General features: G+C 68.3%; 21 protein-coding genes. 20 read left to right on the forward strand and 1 reads right to left on the reverse strand.

Annotated features, from left to right (window positions below; translation table 11 throughout):
• The first annotated feature begins 151 nt into the window (after positions 1-151).
• The 12 genes from DBZ45_RS13335 to DBZ45_RS13390 all read left to right on the forward strand — a co-directional run bounded on the left by DBZ45_RS13335 (position 152) and on the right by DBZ45_RS13390 (position 13,902).
• Positions 152-514, forward strand: coding sequence for a hypothetical protein (locus DBZ45_RS13335; RefSeq protein ID WP_223257073.1), 363 nt, complete (start codon positions 152-154; stop codon positions 512-514).
• Positions 507-1,034 (forward strand): YbaK/EbsC family protein, encoded by a 528-nt coding sequence (locus tag DBZ45_RS13340; RefSeq protein ID WP_111904375.1) that lies wholly within the window; start codon positions 507-509, stop codon positions 1,032-1,034. The genes DBZ45_RS13335 and DBZ45_RS13340 overlap by 8 nt, the downstream gene beginning before the upstream one ends.
• 156 nt (positions 1,035-1,190) lie before the next feature.
• Complete coding sequence (locus DBZ45_RS13345; RefSeq protein ID WP_111904376.1) at positions 1,191-2,039, forward strand: PhzF family phenazine biosynthesis protein; 849 nt, start codon at positions 1,191-1,193, stop codon at positions 2,037-2,039.
• Between the two features lie 369 nt (positions 2,040-2,408).
• Positions 2,409-2,990 (forward strand): AAA family ATPase, encoded by a 582-nt coding sequence (locus DBZ45_RS13350; RefSeq protein ID WP_111904377.1) that lies wholly within the window; start codon positions 2,409-2,411, stop codon positions 2,988-2,990.
• 271 nt (positions 2,991-3,261) lie between these two features.
• Positions 3,262-4,233, forward strand: a complete 972-nt coding sequence (locus DBZ45_RS13355) for an SRPBCC family protein (RefSeq protein ID WP_111904378.1) — start codon at positions 3,262-3,264, stop codon at positions 4,231-4,233.
• 362 nt (positions 4,234-4,595) lie between these two features.
• Positions 4,596-5,798 carry a glycosyltransferase family protein gene (locus DBZ45_RS13360; protein WP_111904415.1) on the forward strand — a complete coding sequence of 401 codons (1,203 nt, stop codon included), beginning with the start codon at positions 4,596-4,598 and terminating at the stop codon, positions 5,796-5,798.
• Entirely contained in the window at positions 5,785-7,005 is a 1,221-nt protein-coding gene (locus tag DBZ45_RS13365; protein WP_111904379.1) for a glycosyltransferase, read from the forward strand. The genes DBZ45_RS13360 and DBZ45_RS13365 overlap by 14 nt, the downstream gene beginning before the upstream one ends.
• Positions 7,005-8,180 carry a glycosyltransferase family 4 protein gene (locus DBZ45_RS13370; RefSeq protein WP_111904380.1) on the forward strand — a complete coding sequence of 392 codons (1,176 nt, stop codon included), beginning with the start codon at positions 7,005-7,007 and terminating at the stop codon, positions 8,178-8,180. Before DBZ45_RS13365 ends, DBZ45_RS13370 begins: the two co-directional genes overlap by 1 nt.
• Positions 8,177-10,078 (forward strand): ABC transporter ATP-binding protein, encoded by a 1,902-nt coding sequence (locus tag DBZ45_RS13375; RefSeq protein ID WP_223257075.1) that lies wholly within the window; start codon positions 8,177-8,179, stop codon positions 10,076-10,078. The genes DBZ45_RS13370 and DBZ45_RS13375 overlap by 4 nt, the downstream gene beginning before the upstream one ends.
• Entirely contained in the window at positions 10,075-11,388 is a 1,314-nt protein-coding gene (locus DBZ45_RS13380; protein WP_111904381.1) for an aminoglycoside phosphotransferase family protein, read from the forward strand. The genes DBZ45_RS13375 and DBZ45_RS13380 overlap by 4 nt, the downstream gene beginning before the upstream one ends.
• Positions 11,385-12,494, forward strand: a complete 1,110-nt coding sequence (locus DBZ45_RS13385) for a phosphotransferase (protein WP_111904382.1) — start codon at positions 11,385-11,387, stop codon at positions 12,492-12,494. Before DBZ45_RS13380 ends, DBZ45_RS13385 begins: the two co-directional genes overlap by 4 nt.
• A 1-nt stretch (position 12,495) precedes the next feature.
• Positions 12,496-13,902: a UDP-glucose dehydrogenase family protein gene (locus DBZ45_RS13390; RefSeq protein WP_111904383.1), complete on the forward strand. Its 1,407-nt coding sequence runs from the start codon at positions 12,496-12,498 to the stop codon at positions 13,900-13,902.
• A gap of 38 nt (positions 13,903-13,940) precedes the next feature.
• On the opposite strand, the gene DBZ45_RS13395 is transcribed toward DBZ45_RS13390, so the two are convergent.
• Positions 13,941-14,147, reverse strand: coding sequence for a hypothetical protein (locus tag DBZ45_RS13395; protein WP_111904384.1), 207 nt, complete (start codon positions 14,145-14,147; stop codon positions 13,941-13,943).
• Positions 14,148-14,421: 274 nt separating this feature from the next.
• On the opposite strand from DBZ45_RS13395, the gene DBZ45_RS13400 reads away from it, so the two are divergent.
• The 8 genes from DBZ45_RS13400 to DBZ45_RS13435 all read left to right on the forward strand — a co-directional run bounded on the left by DBZ45_RS13400 (position 14,422) and on the right by DBZ45_RS13435 (position 22,321).
• Positions 14,422-14,745 (forward strand): ArsR/SmtB family transcription factor, encoded by a 324-nt coding sequence (locus tag DBZ45_RS13400; protein ID WP_111904385.1) that lies wholly within the window; start codon positions 14,422-14,424, stop codon positions 14,743-14,745.
• Entirely contained in the window at positions 14,742-15,155 is a 414-nt protein-coding gene (locus tag DBZ45_RS13405; protein WP_111904386.1) for an SRPBCC family protein, read from the forward strand. The genes DBZ45_RS13400 and DBZ45_RS13405 overlap by 4 nt, the downstream gene beginning before the upstream one ends.
• Before the next feature lie 255 nt (positions 15,156-15,410).
• Positions 15,411-16,211, forward strand: a complete 801-nt coding sequence (locus DBZ45_RS13410; protein ID WP_111904387.1) for a hydroxypyruvate isomerase family protein — start codon at positions 15,411-15,413, stop codon at positions 16,209-16,211.
• 44 nt (positions 16,212-16,255) lie between these two features.
• Entirely contained in the window at positions 16,256-17,134 is an 879-nt protein-coding gene (locus tag DBZ45_RS13415; RefSeq protein WP_111904388.1) for a 2-hydroxy-3-oxopropionate reductase, read from the forward strand.
• A gap of 133 nt (positions 17,135-17,267) precedes the next feature.
• Positions 17,268-19,046, forward strand: coding sequence for a glyoxylate carboligase (gcl, locus tag DBZ45_RS13420; protein WP_111904389.1), 1,779 nt, complete (start codon positions 17,268-17,270; stop codon positions 19,044-19,046).
• Positions 19,047-19,094: 48 nt separating this feature from the next.
• Entirely contained in the window at positions 19,095-20,300 is a 1,206-nt protein-coding gene (locus DBZ45_RS13425; protein WP_111904390.1) for a glycerate kinase, read from the forward strand.
• Positions 20,293-21,636, forward strand: a complete 1,344-nt coding sequence (gene allB / locus DBZ45_RS13430; protein ID WP_111904391.1) for an allantoinase AllB — start codon at positions 20,293-20,295, stop codon at positions 21,634-21,636. The genes DBZ45_RS13425 and allB overlap by 8 nt, the downstream gene beginning before the upstream one ends.
• A 10-nt stretch (positions 21,637-21,646) precedes the next feature.
• Complete coding sequence (locus DBZ45_RS13435; protein WP_111904392.1) at positions 21,647-22,321, forward strand: winged helix-turn-helix domain-containing protein; 675 nt, start codon at positions 21,647-21,649, stop codon at positions 22,319-22,321.
• Positions 22,322-22,324 lie beyond the last annotated feature (3 nt).

Genomic DNA, 22,324 nt, shown 5'->3' on the forward strand with positions numbered 1-22,324 from the left:
GCGAATGAACACCGCAAATTGAAGAATGGGGACTTCATTGAGCGATCAGCAATTGGGCTTTCGCGAGCCCGGAAAAATTGCGCCAGTAAACATACCGCAGGTTGTCCGGCTAGCGGCCGCCTGCTGGGTGGCCAGCGCCGTGGTGGCCGGCATGATGCCTGTCATCCTGGAGGTGGCCGGTATCGACTTCGGCCAGTCAATACCGGACTGGGCCGTGCCCTATCTCGTGGCGTTCGCCGTCCCGCTCACCGCCTTGCAGGTATTGGCGGCCCAGCACTTGCTGCACGGCGCGCGCTGGGCCCGCATCCTCCTGACCGTCGCAGCCGCCCTGTCGGCGCTCGGCGCACCGGTCGACCTCACCGCTTTGATCCTTGCCGGCCTGGTGCTGACCCTGGCGGGTGCCACGCTGATGTGGCTGCCCGCGTCCAACCGGTTCTTCCTACTGCGGCGCGTTCCCGCCTATCCGCTGTCGCTGGTCCGGACCCCGCCCTCAAGGGAGAACTTCTATGAGTGACGCCCTTCTGCTCCCCGCCGTGGCCGAGGCCCTGGCCGCCCACGGGGTTGCCCACGAGGTCCTCGAATGTTCGCCGGATCTGGCGGATACGGCCGAGTTCTGCGCCCACTACGGCTTCAGCCTGGAGGAGGCGGCCAACACCATCCTGGTCGGCTCCAAGAAGGTGGAGCCGCCACGGTATGCGGTGTGCGTGGTCCTGGGCACCACCCGGCTGGACGTGAACCGCTCCGTACGGGCCCTGCTCGACGTCAAGCGGGCCTCCTTTGCCGACGCCGATACCACCACCGCGCTGACCGGCATGCTGGTGGGCGGCGTCACCGTGCCCGGCATCGAGGGGTTGCCCGTCTACGTGGACCGCGCCGTGCTGGGGGTGCCCCGGGTGGTCATGGGCGGCGGAAACAGGTCCAGCAAGATCGTCCTCGACCCCGCCGAGCTCCTCAAACTGCCCGGGGTCGAGGTGGTGGACGGGCTCGCCACGCCGCGCGAACCCGCGTCGGCGCGGACTGACTCCGGCTCCTGACTGTCGCCGGCCCGGCTGTAGCGGCACCGCTGCCGCGGCACCGGCCAGGGCCACTTTCCTGAATTGGCTCTGGTGCGTTGTCCGGCAGGCTGCCTACCGTGGTTGGGGGCTCCATGTGAGTTCCAGCCGACGTTGAATCTCCACAGAAAGACCAGCATGCCCGCCACCGTGAACGAGTACCCCTTCTCGCAGGTCGACGTCTTTGCCCCCGGGCCCAAGCCCGGCAACCCGGTGGCCGTCGTCCATGGCGCCGACGGCCTGTCCGACGAGCAGATGCAAAGTTTCGCCAACTGGACCAACCTCTCGGAAACCACCTTCCTGCTGAAGCCGACGCTACCGGAGGCGGACTACCGGCTCCGGATCTTCACACCGGCGTCCGAGCTTCCCTTCGCCGGCCACCCGACGCTCGGCTCCGCCCACGCGTGGCTGGAGAACGGCGGACAGCCGCAGCGTCCCGGCGAACTCGTGCAGGAATGCGGGGTGGGCCTGGTCAAGATCAGCCAGACGGCCGGCGAACAGTTCTTCGAGGCCCCTCCGCTGCGCCGTTCCGGTCCCGTGGAACCCGAGGTGCTGGAACAGGCCATCGCCAGCCTGGGCATCACGCCCGAACAGGTCCTGGACAGCAACTGGGTGGACAACGGCCCGGGCTGGCTCGGCATCCGTCTGGCCTCGGCCCGGCAGGTGCTGGACCTGACGCCGGACTTCGTGGCCATGGGCAAGCTGAACGTCGGCGTCATCGGCGCGTACGGCGACGGCGGTCCGGCGGACTTTGAGGTGCGCGGGTTCGTTCCCGGCCTGGCCGTCCCCGAAGACCCGGTCACCGGCAGCCTGAACGCAGGCCTTGCGCAGTGGCTCATCGGCTCAGGCGTGGCGGAGGGCGACTACACCGTCAGCCAGGGCACCGTCCTGGGCCGAGACGGCCGGCTGACCATCACTACCGAAGGCGACAGCATCTGGGTGGGTGGCACCAGCCGCACCGTCATCAGGGGCAGCGTCTCCCTGTAATTCCATACTCGGCTGGAATAAGACTGGAAGAGGAACTGCCGGGGACGGGCGGTGCCCCATTGAACCTGCCCGTCCCAGTCCGTGGTGTCTCTTGGCTGATCTTCATGTGGATCTCTTGCGGGGCCGCGGCGCTTCTGCACGGCCCCTGGGAATACTGTCGCGCCGCAGGCTCAAGCCTGGCGCAACATTGCGGAAGGATCGCCGCAAGATCGGGCCTGCGCCGCCGTCGGCCGTTCATGACGGCGGGCCCTACGCCGGTTGCGCACCTGTGCGCCGCCTGTGAATCCTGCCCATCAACGTGAGGTGCGACTCAAAGCCGCAACGTTGCCCGGGCGCCCGCCGTTGGACAGGGAGACGGAAGGAGGCCACATGCTCATTGTTCTGACAGGAATCGACGGTTCGGGAAAAACGACGGCGGCCCGTTCCCTGGTTGCGGCGGCCCGCGCGGAGGGCAGCAAGGCAGTGCTGCTGAGCAACTATGCAGGCCGGCGGCGCATGTCCCTGCTCAGTGCCAGGCTCGGTACCCACCTGCCTGCCCGGCTGGCCGACGCGGCGGAAACCACCATGCGCGTCTTCAACGTGCTGCTATCCACGGTCCGGGCAACCCGCTTCGAGGGGCTGGTTGTCATGGACCGGCACCTCCACTGCCAGCTGGCGCTGCGCGAGGCAAGGGGCCTGCGCCGCGGACGGTTTCTCCCCTGGCTGCTCCGCACCCTCCCGGCCCCGGACCTGGTCCTCCATCTGGAGGTGAGCGCCGAAGAAGCTCACCGGCGGATCGTGGAGCGCGGGACGGACGAGGAATCCCTGGCCGACCTGACCGCCCTGCGGAACGCCTACCGCGCGCTGCCCCAGTACGCGGACATGGTGAAGATCGACGCCGGCGGGCCACCTGCCGAGGTGCTCGGCAGGTTGATCGACGCGGTCGATTCGCAACGGCAACTCAAGGTTTAGTCAAGAATTCCCGAAACGGCCGAATACGCCTTCCCGGAAGTCCGTCCGGCTGTACATTAGTGCCAGCTCTCCTCTTTCCCCCCAAATCGGAGCGCTGGAAGCCTCCGCGCTGGAGTCCTTTGATTCGCGCGGAGGCTTCCCCTTTTCACCCCCGCAACCACGATCCGGGCACCGCCGGCTCTGGCCACGCTCCGCCGTCGACGATATAGTAAGCAAGCTGATGACTTCGGATTCCGGACCGTCATCTGTTCACTTCGACGAAGGAGACACTATGAGCACGAGGGTTGAGAAGCGCATTCTGGTGAACGTGCCGGTCAGCACGGCATACAACCAGTGGACCCAGTTCGAAGACTTCCCGCACTTCATGGGCGGCGTCAAAAAAGTGACCCAACTCAGCGATGACCGCCTCGAATGGGTCGCCGAGATCGCGGGCGTGAAGCGCAAGTGGGAGGCGAGGATCCTCGAGCAGCAGCCGGACCAGAAGGTTGCGTGGGCTGCCACTGAGGGTGCCACCAACGCCGGCTCCGTGGAGTTTGAAGACGTGGGCGGCGGCCAGACCTCCATCAAGCTGTTCATCGACTACGAACCCGAAGGGATCGTGGAGAAGATCGGCGACAAGCTGCACGTCGTGGAGCACCAGGCCGAGTCGGACCTGAAGAGGTTCAAGGCATTCATCGAGGACGAAGGCTACGCCAGCGGCGCCTGGCGGGGCTCGGTCAACGAAGGCGGCTCGGTGGGCACCCCGGGCGTTGAGCACGCGGCCGGATCGCTCGGCGACAGCGGCAAGGCCGGCGTCTCCGGCAAGATGGCTGCCGCAGCCGGAGTGGCCGCTGCTGCGGGCGCGGCCGCGGCCGTTGCCGCGGGCGGCAAAGACAAGGAAACCGACACCGTGTATGTCGTCGACGAAACCGTCACCCCGGTGGTGCCGGAGTACACCGAAACCACTGTCGTCACCGATGTCGTCACCGACACGACCGGTACCCCCGGCTTCGCCGGCGGAACAGCGGCGGACACTGTTACGGGCGGAGCTTTTGCGGGCGGAACTGCGGCGGGCACCGGTTCGGCACTGACGGACGAGACCGTCGCCCATCCCTTCGACCAGACCAACGGCCTGATTGACGACGAAGGCGACTCGGACGAAACCGCCGCAAGCGACACTCGAAGCGCGGCAGACCGGGCCGAACGGGAAGACGGCGGCCCCGGCACCCTCCCGCCCCTTGGCGGCACCTCCGGCCAGCACTAGGCAGCACCAGGACCGGAACACCACAAACGACGGCGGGTTCTCCCGCCGTCGTTTTTTCCATTCACCGCCCTCAATGCCCCTGTCTGAACGCTTTATTTTGAGCATTGACCTCTACGGCGTGCGGTGGCAACGTGGGATTTACCCTTCCTGCCCCTGGCGGGGGCAGGAGCACAAGGCCATTGCCTGCCCCCGCTTTCGCCCGGCAAGCACAACCCGATATTTCAATAGTCGCGGCATTGACGCCGCAGCACCCGGACATTATGAGAGTTCTTTAGCGGTTCTCCCATCTCCGAGTAAGTCGTCTCATTGACGCCTGCCGAAACAAAAGTTGTCATTCGATTCGGCCGGCAGTGGGGGACCACATGGACCACTTAAGGATTGTTCTTTATTCACACGACTCGGTGGGCCTCGGCCACGTGCGGCGCAACCTCGCGCTGGCCCATGCCCTGAGCAACCAGCTTCCCGTCCTGACCGGCCGCGCTGTGACAGGCCTCCTCGTTTCCGGCACGGCGCTGGCTCCCGGGTTCGACGTTCCTGCCGGCTGGGACTGGATCATCCTGCCAGCAGTGGAAAAGGGGCCGGCCGGCTATCAGCCCCGCAACCTTAGCGTCCCTATGCAGGACCTCATCTCGCTTCGGGCAGGCCTGCTCGACTCTGTGCTGGGCGGGTTCCTCCCCCACCTGGTGGTGGTTGACCGCCACGCGACGGGCATCCACCGTGAACTGGAATCAGCCCTGCGCCGCGCGCGCGCAGCCGGATCCGTCCGCACGGTGCTGGGGCTGCGGGAGATCCTGGACGCCCCTGAAGCGGCCATCGCCGAGTGGGAGAGGGTGGGCGGCGCGCCCCTGGTCAACGACCTCTTTGACGCAATTTGGGTCTACGGCGATCCTGCAGTGCACAACCCCGTTGCCGCGGGCGAGATCCCGCCGTCTGTGCAACAACTGATCCGCTTCACGGGTTACCTCGCGGCCGGCAGACCGGCGGGTCCGGGGAAACTAACAATGCCAGGTCCCTACTTCATGACGACAGTGGGCGGCGGCGCCGACGGACACGCGCTGGCAGCCCTGGCGGCGGAGGCGGAACTGCCGGAGGGCGTCGGCCACCTGGTCGTTGCGGGACCGCAGATGCCGGCGGAGCAGCTCGCAGACCTGCGCAGGCGGGCCGGGGCGGGCGTCAGGATCATCGAGAGGCTTGATGGCATGGTTCCCCACCTGCGCGGCGCCCAGGCCATTGTGTCTATGGGCGGTTACAACACCGTCTGCGAGATCATGAGCACCGACGTTCCTGCCCTGATTGTGCCGCGCATCCACTCGCGGTCCGAGCAGCGGATCAGGGCCGCTTCCCTGGCGTCCGCGGGGTACGTGGAGTCTCGCGAAATCGGCACGCTCACGCCGGGCACCCTCTCCCGCTGGCTGGCTAGCCGGCTCGGCACCAAGGTGGACCGTGGACGGGCGCTGCTCAACGGGCTGGTCCGCGTGCCACATCTGGCGGCCGAACTCCTGCAGCCCGCGCTGGTCCCCGCCGTCAGCAGCGTCCGGGAAGGTGCCGCCCATGCTGCAGTCTGAACCAGCCACCGCCTACATCCTCAAGATGTACCCGCGGTTCTCCGAAACGTTCATCGTGTCGGAGATTCTGGCACGCGAGGCAGCCGGGGACACGATCGAGATCTTCTCCCTGCTCCCACCGAACGATCCGCGGTTCCATCCTGAGCTGGCCCGCGTCAAAGCGCCCGTGACGTATATCGGCCGCCCGAAAAGCGCCGACGGCGCATGGAATGTCTTCCGTGCGGCTGAGGCCGCCGGCCTGGCCCCCGCCGTCGCCAGGGTTTTCGCTGAGCTGGCCACGGCGGACACGAATGATGCCCTCCAAGCCATCAACCTCGCCGTCGCCCTGAAAAACCGCAACATCCGGCACCTGCACGTCCACTTCGCGTCCACCCCTACCACCGTGGCCCGGCTGGCCTCGGCGATCACCGGCATTCCGTATTCGTTCACGGCGCACGCCGTGGACATCTTCCTTGACTCCGTCAGCCCCGACGATCTGCGGATCAAGTTTGCCCAGGCCCACCACGCTGTGACCATCAGCGAGTACAACCTGCGCTTTCTGCGCCGCCTCTTCCCGGACGTCACCTCCCGCCTCCACCTGGTCCGGAATGGGCTGGAACTGGACCGATTCCCCTACCGTGACCCGCGTCCCATCGGCGCAACCCTACGGGTGGCCGCGGTGGGACGCCTGGTCGAAAAGAAAGGTTTCCAGCATCTGCTGCCCGCCGCCGCGGAGCTGGTGGCCCACGGTTTCCCGCTGGACCTGCGAATCGCGGGCACGGGGCTGCTGGCCGAACAGCTGCAGTCCTCCGTGGAACAGCTCGGGCTGGTGCGGAGTGTGCGGCTGCTGGGCCCGCAGACCCAGGACCAGGTCCACGAACTGCTGGATTCGGCCGACGCCTTCATCGCGCCGTGCGTCGTGGGCTCGGACGGCAACGCCGACGGGATGCCCACCGTCCTGCTCGAGGCCATGGCCGCCGGCGTTCCCTGCATCTCCACAGCCGTCACGGGCATACCCGAGGCCGTCCGCAACGGGCACACCGGAATACTGACCAGGCCCGGCCAGCCTCATCTGCTCGCCCAGGCGATCCGCCGCATCAGTTCACCGGCCATGGACCGGGTTTCGATGGCCCGCAACGCCCGCGCCCTGATCGAGAAGGACTACGACGTGCGGCGGCAGGCGGAGGCACTCCGGGCCCTGTCGATGGAAGCAAGGAGGGTAGCCTGATGCGCGTCGCCTACGTGTGTGCAGACCCCGGCGTTCCGGTCTTCGGCACCAAGGGATCATCGGTCCATGTGCAGGAGATCTCCCGCGCCTGGCGCCGCGCCGGGGCCGACGTCACGGTCTACTGCACCCACGCCGGAACCGAGAGGCCGGCAGACCTGGCGGACCTCACCGTCGTCGAACTGCCGCCCCGCCGCGCCGACGGGGAGGAGCGGGAGCGTGCCATCGGGGAGGCTGCTGCGGCCCTGGCCGAGGCGGTGGTCCGCGACGGCTGCGACGTGGTCTACGAGCGCTACTCGCTCTTCAGCCCGGCGCTCGCCCTGGTTGCCGGAACCCTCGGCGTCCCGTCGGTGCTGGAGGTCAATGCGCCCCTGATCGAGGAGCAGCAGCGGTACCGGCAGCTGTTCGACGTCCGCCTGGCCGAGGCGGTCCTGCACCGCAACGCCCTGGCCGCTGACACCGTGGCCTCTGTCTCCGAGCCCGTGGTCCGGTGGGTGGAGGGCCGGGTGCCGGGGGCCAAAACACTGCTGGCACCGAACGGCGTGAACACGGAACGGATAGGTCCCCGGCCGCATGGCCGCCGCCACCCGCGCCGGCTCACCGTGGCATTCGTGGGCACGCTGAAGCCGTGGCACGGTGTCCCCGCCCTGCTCACGGCGGTAGCGCTGGCCAATACTGAATCCGGGTCTTCAGGCCACGACGGACGGTGGAGCGTGAAAATCATTGGCGACGGCCCCGGCAGGCAGGACCTGCAACGGGCGGCAGCCGGGCTGGGCGTGGAGGCGGAGTTCACCGGCGCGGTGCCCCCGGATGCGGTGCCCGGGCTGCTGCACGGATGCGATGCAGCCGCCGCACCCTACCCGCAGCCTCTGCCCGGCCAGGGCGACTACTTTTCCCCCCTTAAGGTCTACGAGTACATGGCCGCGGGCATGCCCATCGTGGCCACGGCAGTGGGCCAGATACCGTCCATCGTGGAGGACGGACGCACCGGACTGCTCGTCCCGCCGGGTGATGCATCGGCTTTCGCCGCCGCCTTTCGGCGCCTCGGCGCGGACGCCGCGCTCCGCGAGCGCCTGGGCACCCAGGCGAGGGCCGCCGCCGTCGGACTCTACAGCTGGGACAGCGTGCTGTCCCGCATCACCGCTACCCTGCCCCTCAGCCAAGGGGTGGCACGATGAGCGCAAACCCCTCCCACGCAAGCCCCGCCCGCTCCTCACGGCGGCCCAGGCCAGCTCGCCCGGCCAGGCCGGAGTCAGGGCTGCGGCGGACGCTGCGCTGCGTGCGCCCGCACCTGCGGGGCCACCGGTGGCTGATGGCGGGCGGATTCTCCGCCCTGGCGTTCGACGTCGTGTTCCGGCTCGTCGAGCCATGGCCGGTCAAACTCGTGGTCGACGCCGTTTCCCGCGCACTGGGCGCGACGCTGCACAAGCCAGGACCCTCACTCGATGCCAGCGTCCAGACGCTGGTGCTGTGCGGCGCCTTTGTGGTGGCGATCGCGCTGGGCCGGGCGGTGGCCAACTACTGGTCCGCGATCTGCTTCGCCCTGATCGGATCCCGGGTCGCCGCCGACTTGCGGGCCCGCGCCTTCCGCCACGTCCAAAGCCTGTCCATGCGCCACCACACCCGGGCGTCCACTGGCGACACCGTCCAGCGGCTGGTGGGCGACGTGTCCCGCCTGCAGGAGGTCGCGGTCACCGCCGGCCTGCCACTGCTGGGCAACACCATCACCCTGGTCCTGATGACTGGCATCCTGCTGTGGCTCGACCCTCTGCTGTCCCTGGTGGTGTTCCTGGCCGGCGGAGTGTTCGCGCTGCTCTCCCGCGCCAGCTCCGGCCCCATCACCGCCGCCGCGGGCAGCTCCCGCAAGGGCGAGGGGCATCTTGCCACCACCGCTGCCCAGACCCTCGGCGCCATCCGCGAGGTGCAGGCCTACGGGCTCGAAGACACCATCAGCTCCGGCTTCCGCAAGAGCAACCAGGCCACCCTCGGCACCGGCGTCGCGGCGCTGCGCCTGGCGGCCGGCTTGGAGCGGCGCACCGACGTGCTGATCGGCATCGCGACGGCGGTTGTCCTCGCCGGCGGTGGCTGGCGCGTCCTGGAGCACGCGATCACCCCCGGCGACCTGGTGGTGTTCCTGATGTACCTCAAAACCGGAATGAAGCCACTGAAGGACCTGGCCAAGCAGACCGGCCGGATCGCGCGGGCCACCGCCTCCGGTGAACGCGTCGCGGACCTCCTCGAAGCCCAGACCGACCTGCCTGAAGCCCCTCACGCCCGCCGCCTGGACAGCGCCCGCCCGGACATCGTCCTGGACAATGTCTCCGCCGGGCACGGCGCAGGACCTGTGCTGCACGGCATCAGCCTCACCATTCCAGCCGGCGAACACCTGGCCGTCCTTGGCCCGTCCGGCGCCGGCAAATCCACCCTCGCCAGCCTCGTCCTGCGCATGATCGACCCCAGCACAGGGTCCGTCCGGGTAGGCGGCGAGGACCTCCGCGGCCTCACCATCGCTTCCGTCCGCTCGCACGTGTCCATCCTGCTGCAGGACTCGGTGCTCTTCGGAACCTCGGTGCGGGACAACATCCGCTTCGGCCGGCTGGACGCCACGGACGCAGAGATCGAGGAGGCCGCCGTCCTCGCCCAGGCCGACGGTTTCATCCGCGCCCTCCCGGATGGCTACGACACCGTGCTGGGCGAAGCCGCGAAGGACCTCTCCGGCGGCCAGCGGCAGCGGATCGCCATTGCCCGCGCCGTCCTCCGGCAGGCGCCGATTGTCATCCTGGACGAGGCCACCGCAGGGCTGGACCCCGTGTCGCGGAACGCCGTCCTGCAGGCCCTCGACACCCTCACCCGGGGACGCACCTCCATCACCATCACCCACGATGCCCACTCCGCGCGCTCCTGCGACCGCATCATCTGGCTCGAACACGGGCGCGTCGTCGAAACCGGGCGGCCCGACGACCTGCTCAGGGATTCCGGCTCCAGGTTCGCCCAGTGGATGGCGGACCAGGACCCGGGCGTGCCGGATCGTCCCGGCGGGGTTGATCAGGGCGAAGCCAGGCAGGTGGTGCCGTGAACGCCTCACCTTCCGGATTCAGCAATCCGGACCAGTCCCTGGCCAGCCGCGACGCCGCGCTGCCTGCCCTTTCCTGGCTGCTGGACAACGGCCGCTTGTCCCAACTGCTCGGCGAGACCGTGCGCGTCACCCGCGTCCGCTACAAGCCGGGCACTTCACTGCTGGTGGCTTTCCGCAGGATCCGCAGCGGCAGCTTCGACTACGGCTGGGCCTATACCCTGGCCGCCCCCGCCGCCAAGCTGCTGCGGCGCGAAAGCACCTCACGGTCCCGCGGCGGGAACATGCGCGTCCTCCGGCCGGTCCCCGGGCAACAGGACACGCTGGTGGCGGTAGGCGGAGTGGAGGACGACTGGGCCCTGTACAAGAATCTCCTGTGGCTGCGCGAGCACGGCGCCGAACGGCTGGGCATTTCGAGCAGACAGGGCGGGACTCTGCTGGCGGGCGGCAGCGTGCTGCGGTACAAGCCGGAACGGCGGCTGGTGCTGTCCGCGCACCAGGCGAGCACCGCCGTCGTAATTAAGGCCGCAGCGAAACCTGCCGCCGCCGGACAGCAGAGCCACTTCCTGGATCGCCTCCGTCTTCACGGGGTCCCGCTGCTCCCCCAGCTGGGGGACGCGGAGTGCCTGGACCACGGCATCAGCGCCTGCGTCGCCTGGGGCGGCGGTGACCTCGCCGGGCTCGACGACGAGTCGGGCGCCTTCGCTGCCGGGGAAGCCCTGGCCAGGCTGCACGGGGTTGCTGATCCCCACCTCCAGGACGGTGCGGGGAGCTGGCCAGCGGGAATCACCACGCAACTGCAGGCCACCCGCAACATGGTTTCCTCCCTCCTGCCTGCGCTGGAGGAACCGGCCAGGCGCATCGAAGCCGAGCTCAGTGCACTGCTGCTGAACGGCGGCCAGCCCGGCCAGGTGCTCGTGCACGGCGACTTCTCACCCGATCAGGTACTGGTAGGGGGTTCGGAGGTGCGCCTCATTGACTTCGACCGGGCACACGCCGGGACGGCCGAGGCCGACCTGGGATCGTTCGCCGCGGCAGAAGAGACGGTGCTGCCCGCTTCCGGGGGCGCTCCTGCCAGCGGAGGATCGGCAGGCGGTGCATCTGCCCGCGGCGGGTCTGCCGGCGGCCCCAAAACGGCCGGTCTTATGGACGGCTACCTCCAGGCGGGCGGGCGCTTCACGCAAGCCGGGGTGGATGCGTGGGCGGCCTTTCGGCTCTTCAACAGCAGCGTTGACCCCTTCCGCGACCGGTCCCCGGAATGGGCCGCAGACATGTCATGGCATCTCAGCAGGGCAAGGGAGCTGATCACATGAACTGGCATCCTCCTGTCCCCCGCCGGGTAACCGACGCTGAAGGACGCGTCTGGTCGGTCCAGCGCGCATGGCCCGGCACCACGGCGGGCCGGTACATCTTGGAAGTCCGCACACCGGGCCGGCCCGGTGTGCTGGCGGGACTTTACCGCGAGGGCCGGTTCGACCCTGTCACGGTGAATGACCGCCGCCTGCCCGCTCTGGCCGGAGAGTCATCCAAGGGCGAAGTTGTGGTTCACCGCGCCCACAGACGTGCCGTGCTGCGCACTCCGGTGAGCTACATCAAGGTGCTTCCACCCGGGTGGGCGCCGAACGCGGCAGCCAGCCACACCATTGCGGCCGCTCCCCTGGCCGGGGCCGGCTTCAACACGCCCCGCCTCATCACCGCCGGGCGGGACGTCCTGGTCTTCAGCCCCGTCCCCGGCCGCTCCTTCTATGAGCTCGGCCAGGACCAGACCGGAATCACGGACGCGTTCTACGCCGCCAAGTGGGCGCAGTGGCAGCGGGCGTGGATTGAAACCGTGGCCAGTGCCAGCAGCCCGGCATTCCGGAGCAGCTTGGAGCGTCTCCCGCTGCATGACGCGGAGGAGGAAGCCGTCAGCCTGCGGCGTTGGATCGACCACTGGCTGCGCCACAGCGAGGGCATTGCCGAAGCTGCCGAGGCACGCGCTGCCCTTATGGTGCAGGCGGATGCAGTCACCGCCGCCCTCCTCGCCCAGCCCCGGGATCCTCTGGGTTGGGCTCACGGAGACCTGCACGAGAAGCAAATGCTCGGCACAGACCACCCGGGCGCCCCGGGCCTGCTGGATTTCGACGAGTCCTGCCGGGCCGAGGCTGCCCTGGACTTGGCTAACTTGGACGTCCACGTGGAACTGAGGTGGCGGCAACACCTACTCACCACCGGCCGGTACATCATCGCCCACGCCAGCATCATGTCCTCGGCCGAACGCCTTGACGTCAGCCCCGGCAGGCTTGCCGCCTATTGCGCGTCAGCACGCCTACGGCTGGCCTGCATTTACTCGTTCCGCCCGCTATGGGGACCGCAACGAGCGACGTATGCAACGTCGCTGGTTACGGCGCATCCGGAACAGACACGGTTTGGAACCTGACATGAACAATTTCCCAACACAGGGCCCGGACGGGCTTTCCCTTTCCGTCCTGGGGACGGGCTATCTTGGCACAACGCATGCCGTCTGCATGGCCTTGATGGGGCGCCGGGTGGTAGGGATCGACGTCGATAGCGATAAGATCCGTTTGCTGTCGGGTGGAGAGCTGCCGTTCTACGAACCGGGGCTGGAGAAACTGCTGCGCCGGATGCTGGAGACCGGCAGGCTGAGCTTCACCACCGACTTCTCGGCGGCGGCCGACGCCGGAATCCATTTCCTCTGCGTCGGCACCCCGCAGATGCCCGATTCGCAGGCCGCGGACCTTCGCTATCTGGAGGCTGCCGTTTCCCTGCTCGCGCCGCACCTCGACCGGGAATGCCTCGTGGCCGGCAAATCCACGGTCCCGATCGGCACGGCGGAACGCCTCACATCGTTCCTGCAGCAAAACGCCCCGGCCGGCGCGGGCGTTGAGCTCGCCTGGAACCCGGAGTTCCTGAGGGAGGGGCACGCGGTAGAGGACACCCTGCACCCGGACCGGCTGGTGTTCGGCGTGCCCTCCGAGCGGGCCCGCGCACTCCTCGCCGCCTGCTACGCACCGATCATCGCGGACGGCACACCGGTGGTGGTGACGGACCTCGCCACCGCCGAACTGGTCAAGGCCGCCGCGAATTCCTTCCTGGCCACCAAGATCTCCTACATCAACGCGATGGCCGAAATCTGCGAAGCCACCGGCGCTGACGTCAACCAGCTCGCCACAGCCCTCTCCTACGACAGCCGGATCGGCGGCCGCTTCCTCAAACCAGGCCTCGGCTTCGGCGGCGGCTGCCTGCCCAAAGACATCCGCGCATTCACCCACCGGGCCAAAGAACTCGGCGTCGGGCAGGCCGTGGGCTTCCTGCAGGAAGTGGACGCCATCAACCAGCGCCGCCGCCAACGCACCGTGGACCTCATCACCGAAATGGCGTGCGGGGACCTCACGGGCGTGCAAGTCACCGTCCTGGGCGCCGCGTTCAAACCGGATTCGGACGATGTCCGGGATGCCCCGGCGCTGGACGTGGCCCGCATGCTCCACCAGGCCGGGGCGAAGGTCACGGTGTTCGACCCGAAAGCCATGGACAACGCCCGGCGCAGCTACCCGGACCTGGCCTATGCCGAGACCCTCGAGGCCGCCGTGACCGGGGCAGAGATCGTGGCGCTCCTGACCGAATGGGACCTTTTCCGCCGCGCCGATCCAGTCGCGCTCGGCGCCCTGGTACAGCTGCGGAACATCGTGGACGGCCGGCACGCGCTGGACGCCGAAGCGTACCGCGCCGCCGGCTGGGACTACCGCGCACTCGGCGCCCCCAACCCACTGCCGGTGCGTGGTTCGCAGGGGCAGGTACTGGCCGGGCAGGTGGCACAAGAGGCGTAGCGGGCGTCCGGTACGTCGCCCGCTCTTGGTTGAATGCTTTAGAGTGCCGGGTCCGGCGTTCCCGCTGACTTGGTGCGGGTTTCCATCAGGTGCAGTTGCAGTTTCGCTTCTGCTTCCCGGCGCCGTTTGGCCTGCTCGCGTATCTTCCGTGTGGCTTCGGAGCCTTCGGAGTGGATCAGTCCGGCCGTTCGGTTACGGGGAGCGCCACCGCCGGAGGGTGCCGCCGCCATAAGTTCTTCGCTCATGCCCAATGGTCACATGGGCGTGACCTTGCGGGAAGATCTGTGACCGGATCGAAACCTGGCGGCATTCATAAGGGCCGGCGGCGTTTTGGGAAGGCGCCCCGGGCTCGTAAGGATCGCTCTCCGGGGCTCGTGCCGTCGGCCCCACCTTCATTTTACGAGCCTGCAGCCCCGCGAAACAGGGGTTTTTTCGGTTTCCTGCCAGAGAACCGCTACCCAGCCACCGACAAGTGCCGCCCCACTTTCATTTCGGAAATTTCCGACATATTCTACAAACGTGCCTCCCGACATCTTCGGCGCCCTGGCCAACCCGGCACGGCGCACCATCCTCGACGAACTCCGGAACGGGCCGCGGACAGCCGGCGACCTCACGGGGCTGCTTGAGCAGAGCCGCTCCGCAGCGTCGGAACACCTCGCCGTGCTCCGCGAGGCCGGGCTGATCCAGGAGGAGCGGCAAGGAAGGCACCGGGTGTATCACCTGCAGGCTGCCGGCCTGGCCGAGGTGGGCGGCTGGCTGAAGCACTACGAGCACTACTGGAACCGGCGCCTGGATGCGCTGGGCAACCTACTGGCCGAACTATCGGAAGAAGAGAACCCATGACCGACAATACGATCCGCCTCACCCGCCACTTCCCGCACCCGCCGGGGGCAGTCTGGAAAGCACTCACGACGCCGGACCTGCTCGCCCGCTGGTGGGCGCCGGGCAACATCGCCCCCGCCGTCGGCCACCGATTCACCCTCGACATGGGCGCTTGGGGCACGCAGCAGTGCGAAGTCCTCCGTGTCGATCCCGGCACGTCGATCAGCTTCCTCTTCGCCGAAGGCGGCCTGGACACGACTGTCACGTGGACGCTTGAAACCGTCCAGGACGGAACGGTCCTGCACCTCGAGCACGCCGGATTCAACCTCGACACTCCCATGGGCCAGCAGGCCTTCGAGGGCATGGGCAACGGCTGGCCAGGTGTGCTGTCCCGGATTGACGGCGTCCTCGTCGACGCGGCGCGGGCGTAACGCCCCAGGGAAAAATACAGACCTCAAACATCAGGAAGGGCCGGCACCTCAAGTGCCGGCCCTTCTTTCGCTTTCGGCGGCCTCCAGAATGCCATCGCCACCGTCGTCCCCTTCCCCTGACCACTCCCCTTGACTACCCCACCACCCTTTCCCTACACTTTTCATAAAGCAGAATCTAAATTCCACAAAGCGGAAACGGTATGCAGGCCGCAAAGCAGGGAAGATAGATCAAAGCCCCTCCCGGAAGGACCTACGATGACGTACACAGTGAACTGCTCCATCCTCCTGACGGAGCTGCCCCTGCTCGAGCGCCCGGCAGCCGCGAAAGCGGCAGGTTTCGACGCCGTCGAGTTCTGGTGGCCCTTTGAGACCTCAGTCCCTTCCGACGCCGAGACCACGGCTTTCGAGCGCGCCATCACCGACGCCGGCGTCCAGCTCTCCGGCCTGAACTTCAACGCCGGCAACATGCCCGGCGGCGACCGCGGCCTGGTGTCCTGGAAGGGACGCTGCTCCGAGTTCAAGGACAACATCGACGTCGTCGCCGGCATCGGCGAGCGCCTCGGCTGCACCGCCTTCAATGCCCTCTACGGCAACCGCCAGGAGGAATTCCGCCCGGAGGAGCAGGACGAACTCGCAGCCAAGAACCTGGCCGCGGCTGCCGAGGGCGTGGCCCGCATCGGCGGCACCGTCCTCCTCGAACCCGTCAGCGGAGCCCCGCGCTACCCGCTCCTCAAGGCCCAGGATGCGCTCGATGTGATCGCCCGGGTCAAGGCGGAATCCGGCGCCCAGAACATCAGGCTGCTCGCGGACTTCTACCACCTGGCCGTCAACGGCGACGACGTCGCCGCGGTCATCGAGAACCACGCCAAGGACTTCGGACACATCCAGATTGCCGACAACCCCGGCCGCGGGGCTCCCGGAACCGGCGAGCTTCCCCTCGGCGAGTGGATCGCCCGCAGCCGCGAACTCGGCTACGACGGCTACATCGGCCTCGAATACAAGGAACCGCAGGAAACCGCCTTCAGCTGGGCGATCCGCGAACACGCCGCCAACTAGTCCCCACCCGCGCACCACAAACAGACTTCAGAAAGAGAACCATCATGAGCAACGTTGCAGTCATCGGACTCGGAATCATGGGCCTGCCCATGGCCATCAACCTCGTCAAGGCCGGCCACACCGTCACCGGCTTCAACCGCAGCCAGGACAAGATCGACAAGCTCGTCTCCGAAGGCGGCAAGGGCGCCTCCAGCATCGCGGACGCCGTCAAGGACGCCGACGTCGTCATCACCATGGTGCCGGACTCCCCCGACGTCGAAGGCGTCGTCAGCGGCCCCGACGGCGTCTTCGCCAACGCCAAGCAGGGCACCCTCTGGATCGACGCGTCCAGCATCCGCCCCGACGTCGCCAAGCGCCTCTCCGACGACGCCACCGCAGCCGGCATCCGCCCCCTCGACGCCCCGGTTTCCGGCGGCGAACAGGGCGCCATCGACGCCGTCCTCTCCATCATGGTCGGCGGCGACAAGGCCGACTTCGAGGCAGCACAGGACGTTTTGAACGCCGTCGGCAAGACCATCGTCCACGTCGGCCCCTCCGGCTCCGGCCAGACCGTCAAGGCAGCCAACCAGCTGATCGTCGCGGTCAACATAGAGGTCCTCGGCGAGGCCATCGCCTTCCTCGAGGCCTACGGCGTGGACACCGACGCCGCCCTCAAGGTCCTCGGCGGCGGCCTGGCCGGTTCAAAGGTCCTCGACCAGAAGGGCCAGAAGATGCTCGACCGCAACTTCGACCCCGGCTTCCGCCTCGCCCTGCACCACAAGGACCTGGGCATCATCACCTCCGCCGCCCGCGAAGCCAACGTCTCCATCCCGCTCGGCGCCGTCGTCGCCCAGCTCGTCGCCGCCACCGTCAACCAGGGCGACGGCGGCCTGGACCACTCGGGACTCTTCAAGCAGGTCCTGCAGCTCAGCGGCCGGGAGTAAAGCACCCCGCTAAGAACCGGGCAAAACAAGCAGAACCGGGCAACCGCCGTCGTACGCAAACGACGGCGGCTCCCCCAGCACACCCAAAATCCGCCCTGAACCGGGCAAAACACAGACTTTCTAGGAGCACACCATGACCAAGATGCGCACCGTAGACGCTGCCATCGCCATCCTGGAAAAGGAGGGCGCCACCGAGGCGTTCGGCCTGCCCGGGGCGGCGATCAACCCGTTCTACTCCGCAATGCGGGCCCACGGCGGCATCCGCCACACGCTGGCCCGCCACGTTGAAGGCGCCAGCCACATGGCCGACGGCTACTCCCGCGCAGCCGACGGCAACATCGGCATCTGCATCGGCACCTCCGGCCCCGCCGGCACCGACATGATCACCGGCCTCTACGCCGCGTGGGCCGACTCCATCCCCATGCTCTGCATCACCGGCCAGGCCCCCGTGGCCAAGCTGCACAAGGAAGACTTCCAGGCCGTGGACATCGAGTCCATCGCCAAGCCCGTCACCAAGATGGCCATGACCATCCTGGAGCCCGGCCAGGTTCCCGGCGCGTTCCAGAAGGCCTTCCAGCTGATGCGCTCCGGCCGCCCCGGCCCCGTCCTGCTGGACCTGCCGATCGACGTGCAGATGGCCGAGATCGAATTCGACATCGACACCTACGAGCCGCTCCCCGTTGAAAAGTCCAAGGCCTCCCGCAAGCAGCTGGAAAAGGCCCTGGACATGCTGACCGCCGGCGAGCGCCCGCTGATCGTGGCCGGCGGCGGCATCATCAACGCCGGTGCCTCCGCGCAGCTGGTGGAACTGGCCGAGCTGCTCAACGTTCCCGTCATCCCCACGCTGATGGGCTGGGGCGCCATCCCGGACGACCACCAGCTGATGGCCGGCATGGTGGGCCTGCAGACTTCCCACCGCTACGGCAACGAGAACTTCCTGCGCAGCGACTTCGTGATCGGCATCGGCAACCGCTGGGCCAACCGCCACACCGGCGGCCTGGACACCTACACCGCCGGGCGCAAGTTCGTGCACATCGACATCGAACCCACCCAGATCGGCCGCGTGTTCTCCCCGGACTTCGGCATCGCCTCGGACGCCGGCGCCGCCCTGGACGGCCTGCTGGAACTGGCCCGCGAGCGCCAGGCCGCCGGAACCCTCCCGGACTACAAGGGCTGGGTTGCCGAGTGCGCCGAGCGCAAGGCCACCCTGCACCGCAAGACCCACTTCGACAGCGTGCCGATCAAGCCGCAGCGCGTGTACGAGGAGATGAACAAGGCGTTCGGCAAGGACACCACCTACGTGTCCACCATCGGCCTGTCCCAGATCGCCGGCGCCCAGATGCTGCACGTGTTCGGCGCCCGCCGGTGGATCAATGCCGGCCAGGCAGGCCCGCTGGGCTGGACCGCCCCGGCCGCACTCGGCGTCGTCCGCGGCAAGCCGGGCGAGACTGTGGTGGCGCTGTCCGGCGATTACGACTTCCAGTTCATGATCGAGGAGCTGGCAGTGGGTGCGCAGTTCAACCTGCCGTACATCCACGTGGTGGTGAACAACTCCTACCTGGGCCTGATCCGCCAGTCGCAGCGCGGGTTCAACATGGAGCAGAACGTGTCCCTGGGCTTCGACAACATCAACTCCCCCGAGACCGAGGGCTACGGCGTGGACCACATCAAGGTGGCCGAGGGCCTGGGCTGCAAGGCCATCCGGGTGACCAGCCCGGAGGACATGCCGGCCGCATTCGACAAGGCCAAGGCGCTCATGGGCGAGTTCCAGGTTCCCGTGGTGGTCGAAGTGATCCTGGAAAAGGTCACCAACATCTCCATGGGCCTCGAGATCAACGCCGTGAACGAGTTCGAGGAGCTGGCCGCCACCGCAGCCGACGCGCCCACCGCCATCCTGGCCCTGCAGGACTAAACCAGCCCTAATCCAGCCGCACCGAAAAGTACCGAAGATAGGCAAGCAATGCGCATCGTGATCGCGCCGGACAAGTTCAAGGGCTCACTCTCCGCCCCGGACGTCGCCCGGCACCTTGAAACCGGGCTGCGTTCCGCCACAGCGGGCCGCCCCGGCACCCTTGGACAAGAGGGCACTCTTGAGGTACTGCGGATTCCCGTGGCCGACGGCGGCGAGGGCACCCTCGACGCCGCCGTCGGCTCCGGCTTCACGCGCCGCAGCGCCGTGGTCAGCGGCCCCACCGGGCAGCCGCTGACGGCGGAGTTCGCGGTCCGCGGCCGGGAGGCTGTGATCGAAATGGCCGCGGCGTCCGGCCTCGCGGTTTTGCCGAATTACGACGGCGGGCGGCCGGGTTCCGCAACCGCCCGCACCGCCAGCAGCGTGGGAACCGGTGAACTGATCCGAGCTGCGCTCGACGCCGGCTGCCGGCAGATCATCCTGGGCGTCGGCGGCAGCGCCAACACCGATGGCGGCGCGGGCGTCCTGCAGGGACTCGGCGCCCGAATGCTCGACGCCGACGGCAACGAGCTGCCACTCGGCGGCGCCGCCCTGGCGCACCTCGCCTCCATCGACTTCTCCGGCTTCGATGCCCGCCTGGAGGAGTCCCGCTTCATCCTGGCGAGCGACGTGGACAACCCGCTGCTCGGGCCGGAAGGCGCGGCGGCCATCTTCGGGCCGCAGAAGGGCGCCACCGCCGCCGACGTCGGCGAGCTGGACGCTGCCCTGGCCAACTTTGTCCAGGTCCTCGCCGCGGAGATCGGGCCGCGGGCCGTCAAGGCCGCCAACGCACCGGGCGCCGGAGCGGCCGGCGGCGTCGGCTACGCCGCCATCGCGGCACTGGCGGCATCACGCCGCCCGGGCATCGACGTCGTGCTTGAATTCACCCGGCTGGCAGAACGGCTGGACGGCGCGGACCTGGTGATCACCGGCGAAGGCAGCCTCGACGAGCAGAGCCTGCTCGGCAAGACGCCCATGGGCGTCGCCCGGGCAGCCGCCGAAGCCGGACTGCCGGTGCTCGCCGTCTGCGGCCGCACCACGCTTTCGGCGGAACAGCAGCAGGGGTCAGGTTTCCGGCAGGTCTACCCGCTGACGGCGCTGGAAAGCAATGTAGAGATATGTATAGCTGAAGCAGGCCGACTGCTTGAAGAATTGGGTCAGCACATCGGCGTGCACCTGACCGACAGTGCTTACACGAAGGAGCCCCTGAATGTCTGAAGAACGCTTTGACCTGGTCATCCGGGGCCGGCGCATCCTCACCACCGCCGGGATCGCAGCCCGTGAAGTGGGCGTGCGCGGCGGCAAGATCGTTGCTTTGGAACCGCTCGGCAACGGGCTCCAGGGCGCCGAGGTCATCGAACTCGCCGACGACGAAACCCTGATCCCCGGACTCGTGGACACCCACGTCCACGTCAACGAGCCCGGCCGCACCGAGTGGGAAGGCTTCGCCTCCGCCACCCGCGCCGCTGCAGCCGGCGGGGTCACCACCATCATCGACATGCCGCTGAACTCCATCCCGCCCACCACCAACGTGGACGGCCTCAAGCTCAAGCGCGAGGTGGCCGAGGACCAGGCCTTCGTGGACGTCGGATTCTGGGGCGGAGCGATCCCCGGGAACAAAGCCGACCTACGCCCGCTGCACGACGAGGGTGTCTTCGGCTTCAAATGCTTCCTGCTGCACTCCGGCGTGGACGAGTTCCCGCACCTGGAAGCGGACGAGATGGAGGAGGACATGCGCGAGTTGAAGTCCTTCGACTCGCTCATGATCGTCCACGCCGAGGACTCGCACGCGATCGACCACGCACCCCACCCCGGCGGCGCCCACTACTCCACGTTCCTGGCCTCCCGCCCCCGCGGCGCCGAGAACAAGGCCATCGCCGAGGTGATCGAGCGCGCTCGCTGGACCGGCGCCCGCGCGCACATCCTGCACCTCTCGTCGTCGGACGCGCTGCCCATGATCGCTTCGGCAAAGCGCGACGGCGTGCACCTCACCGTGGAAACCTGCCCGCACTACCTCACGCTCATGGCCGAGGAAATCCCCGACGGCGCCACCGCGTACAAGTGCTGCCCGCCCATCCGCGAGGCCTCCAACCGTGAGCTCCTCTGGCAGGGCCTGCAGGACGGCACCATCGACTGCATCGTTTCCGACCACTCGCCGTCCACGCTGGACCTGAAGGACCTCGAAAACGGCGACTTCGCCGTGGCCTGGGGCGGCGTCTCCTCGCTGCAGCTGGGCCTGTCCCTGATCTGGACCGAGGCCCGGCACCGCGGCATCCCGCTGGAGCAGGTGGTGTCGTGGATGGCCGAGAAGCCCGCGGCCCTGGCCCGCCTTTCCAACAAGGGCCAGCTGGCCCTCGGTTACGACGCCGACTTCTCCGTCTTCGCGCAGGACGAGGCCTTCGTGGTGGACGTGTCCAAGCTCAAGCACAAAAACCCCATCACCCCGTACGACGGCAAGGCACTCTCCGGCGTGGTCCGCCGCACGTACCTGCGCGGCAGCGTGGTGGACGGCCAGACCCCAAGCGGCAAGCTGATCCGCCGCGGCGGCATCTGAGGACCGTGCGGTGGCTGTGCATGCCCATTCACCGCGCGGCTCTTCAGCGCCGGGGGGCGCCAAGGCCAATGGGTTTGCCAAGGCCCACGGCCTGGCCGTCTGGGTAGCTCCCCCCGAGGGCAAGGACATCGATCCCGACGTCCTGGCCCGGGCCGCGGAGCTGGTGCTGGCCCGGGCCCTTCAATTTGCTCCGGAGGCGGAAGTCCACTGGCCCGCCGCCGGAGCTGCAACCTCCGCTGCCGCCGCCCCAGGGGAGGGGGCGGCTGGCAGCGGAACCCAGGAACCGTCGTCGTCCGTTCCGGAGGACTCCCCGGAAACGGACGACGGCGGCGCACCCCACCTCCCGCCGTCGGCCGGGCACGTCAGCCGGGTGGCGGTGGATCTTTCCCGGTCCGAAGTGCTGCTGGACGGCGAGCGGGTGCCGTTGACCGGCGTCGAGTTCAAGCTGCTGCGCTACCTCGTGGAGCACTGCTCGCGGACCGTCGACCGGGAGGAGCTGCGGCTGTTCCTGGAGTCGTTCGACAGCCCCGGCGCCGCGACCCGATCCATCGACGTCTACGTGGGCCGGGTGCGGCGGAAGCTGCGCGGCGGCCGGCACGCGATCGCCACGGTCCGCGGGGGCGGCTACCGCTTCATCTGCGGCCCCGCAGCCACCGTCCGCGGCCCGGCGGAATACAGTATCTAGGGC

The sequence above is a fragment of the Arthrobacter globiformis genome (assembly GCF_003261175.1).
Taxonomy (GTDB): Bacteria; Actinomycetota; Actinomycetes; order Actinomycetales; family Micrococcaceae; genus Arthrobacter; species Arthrobacter globiformis_A.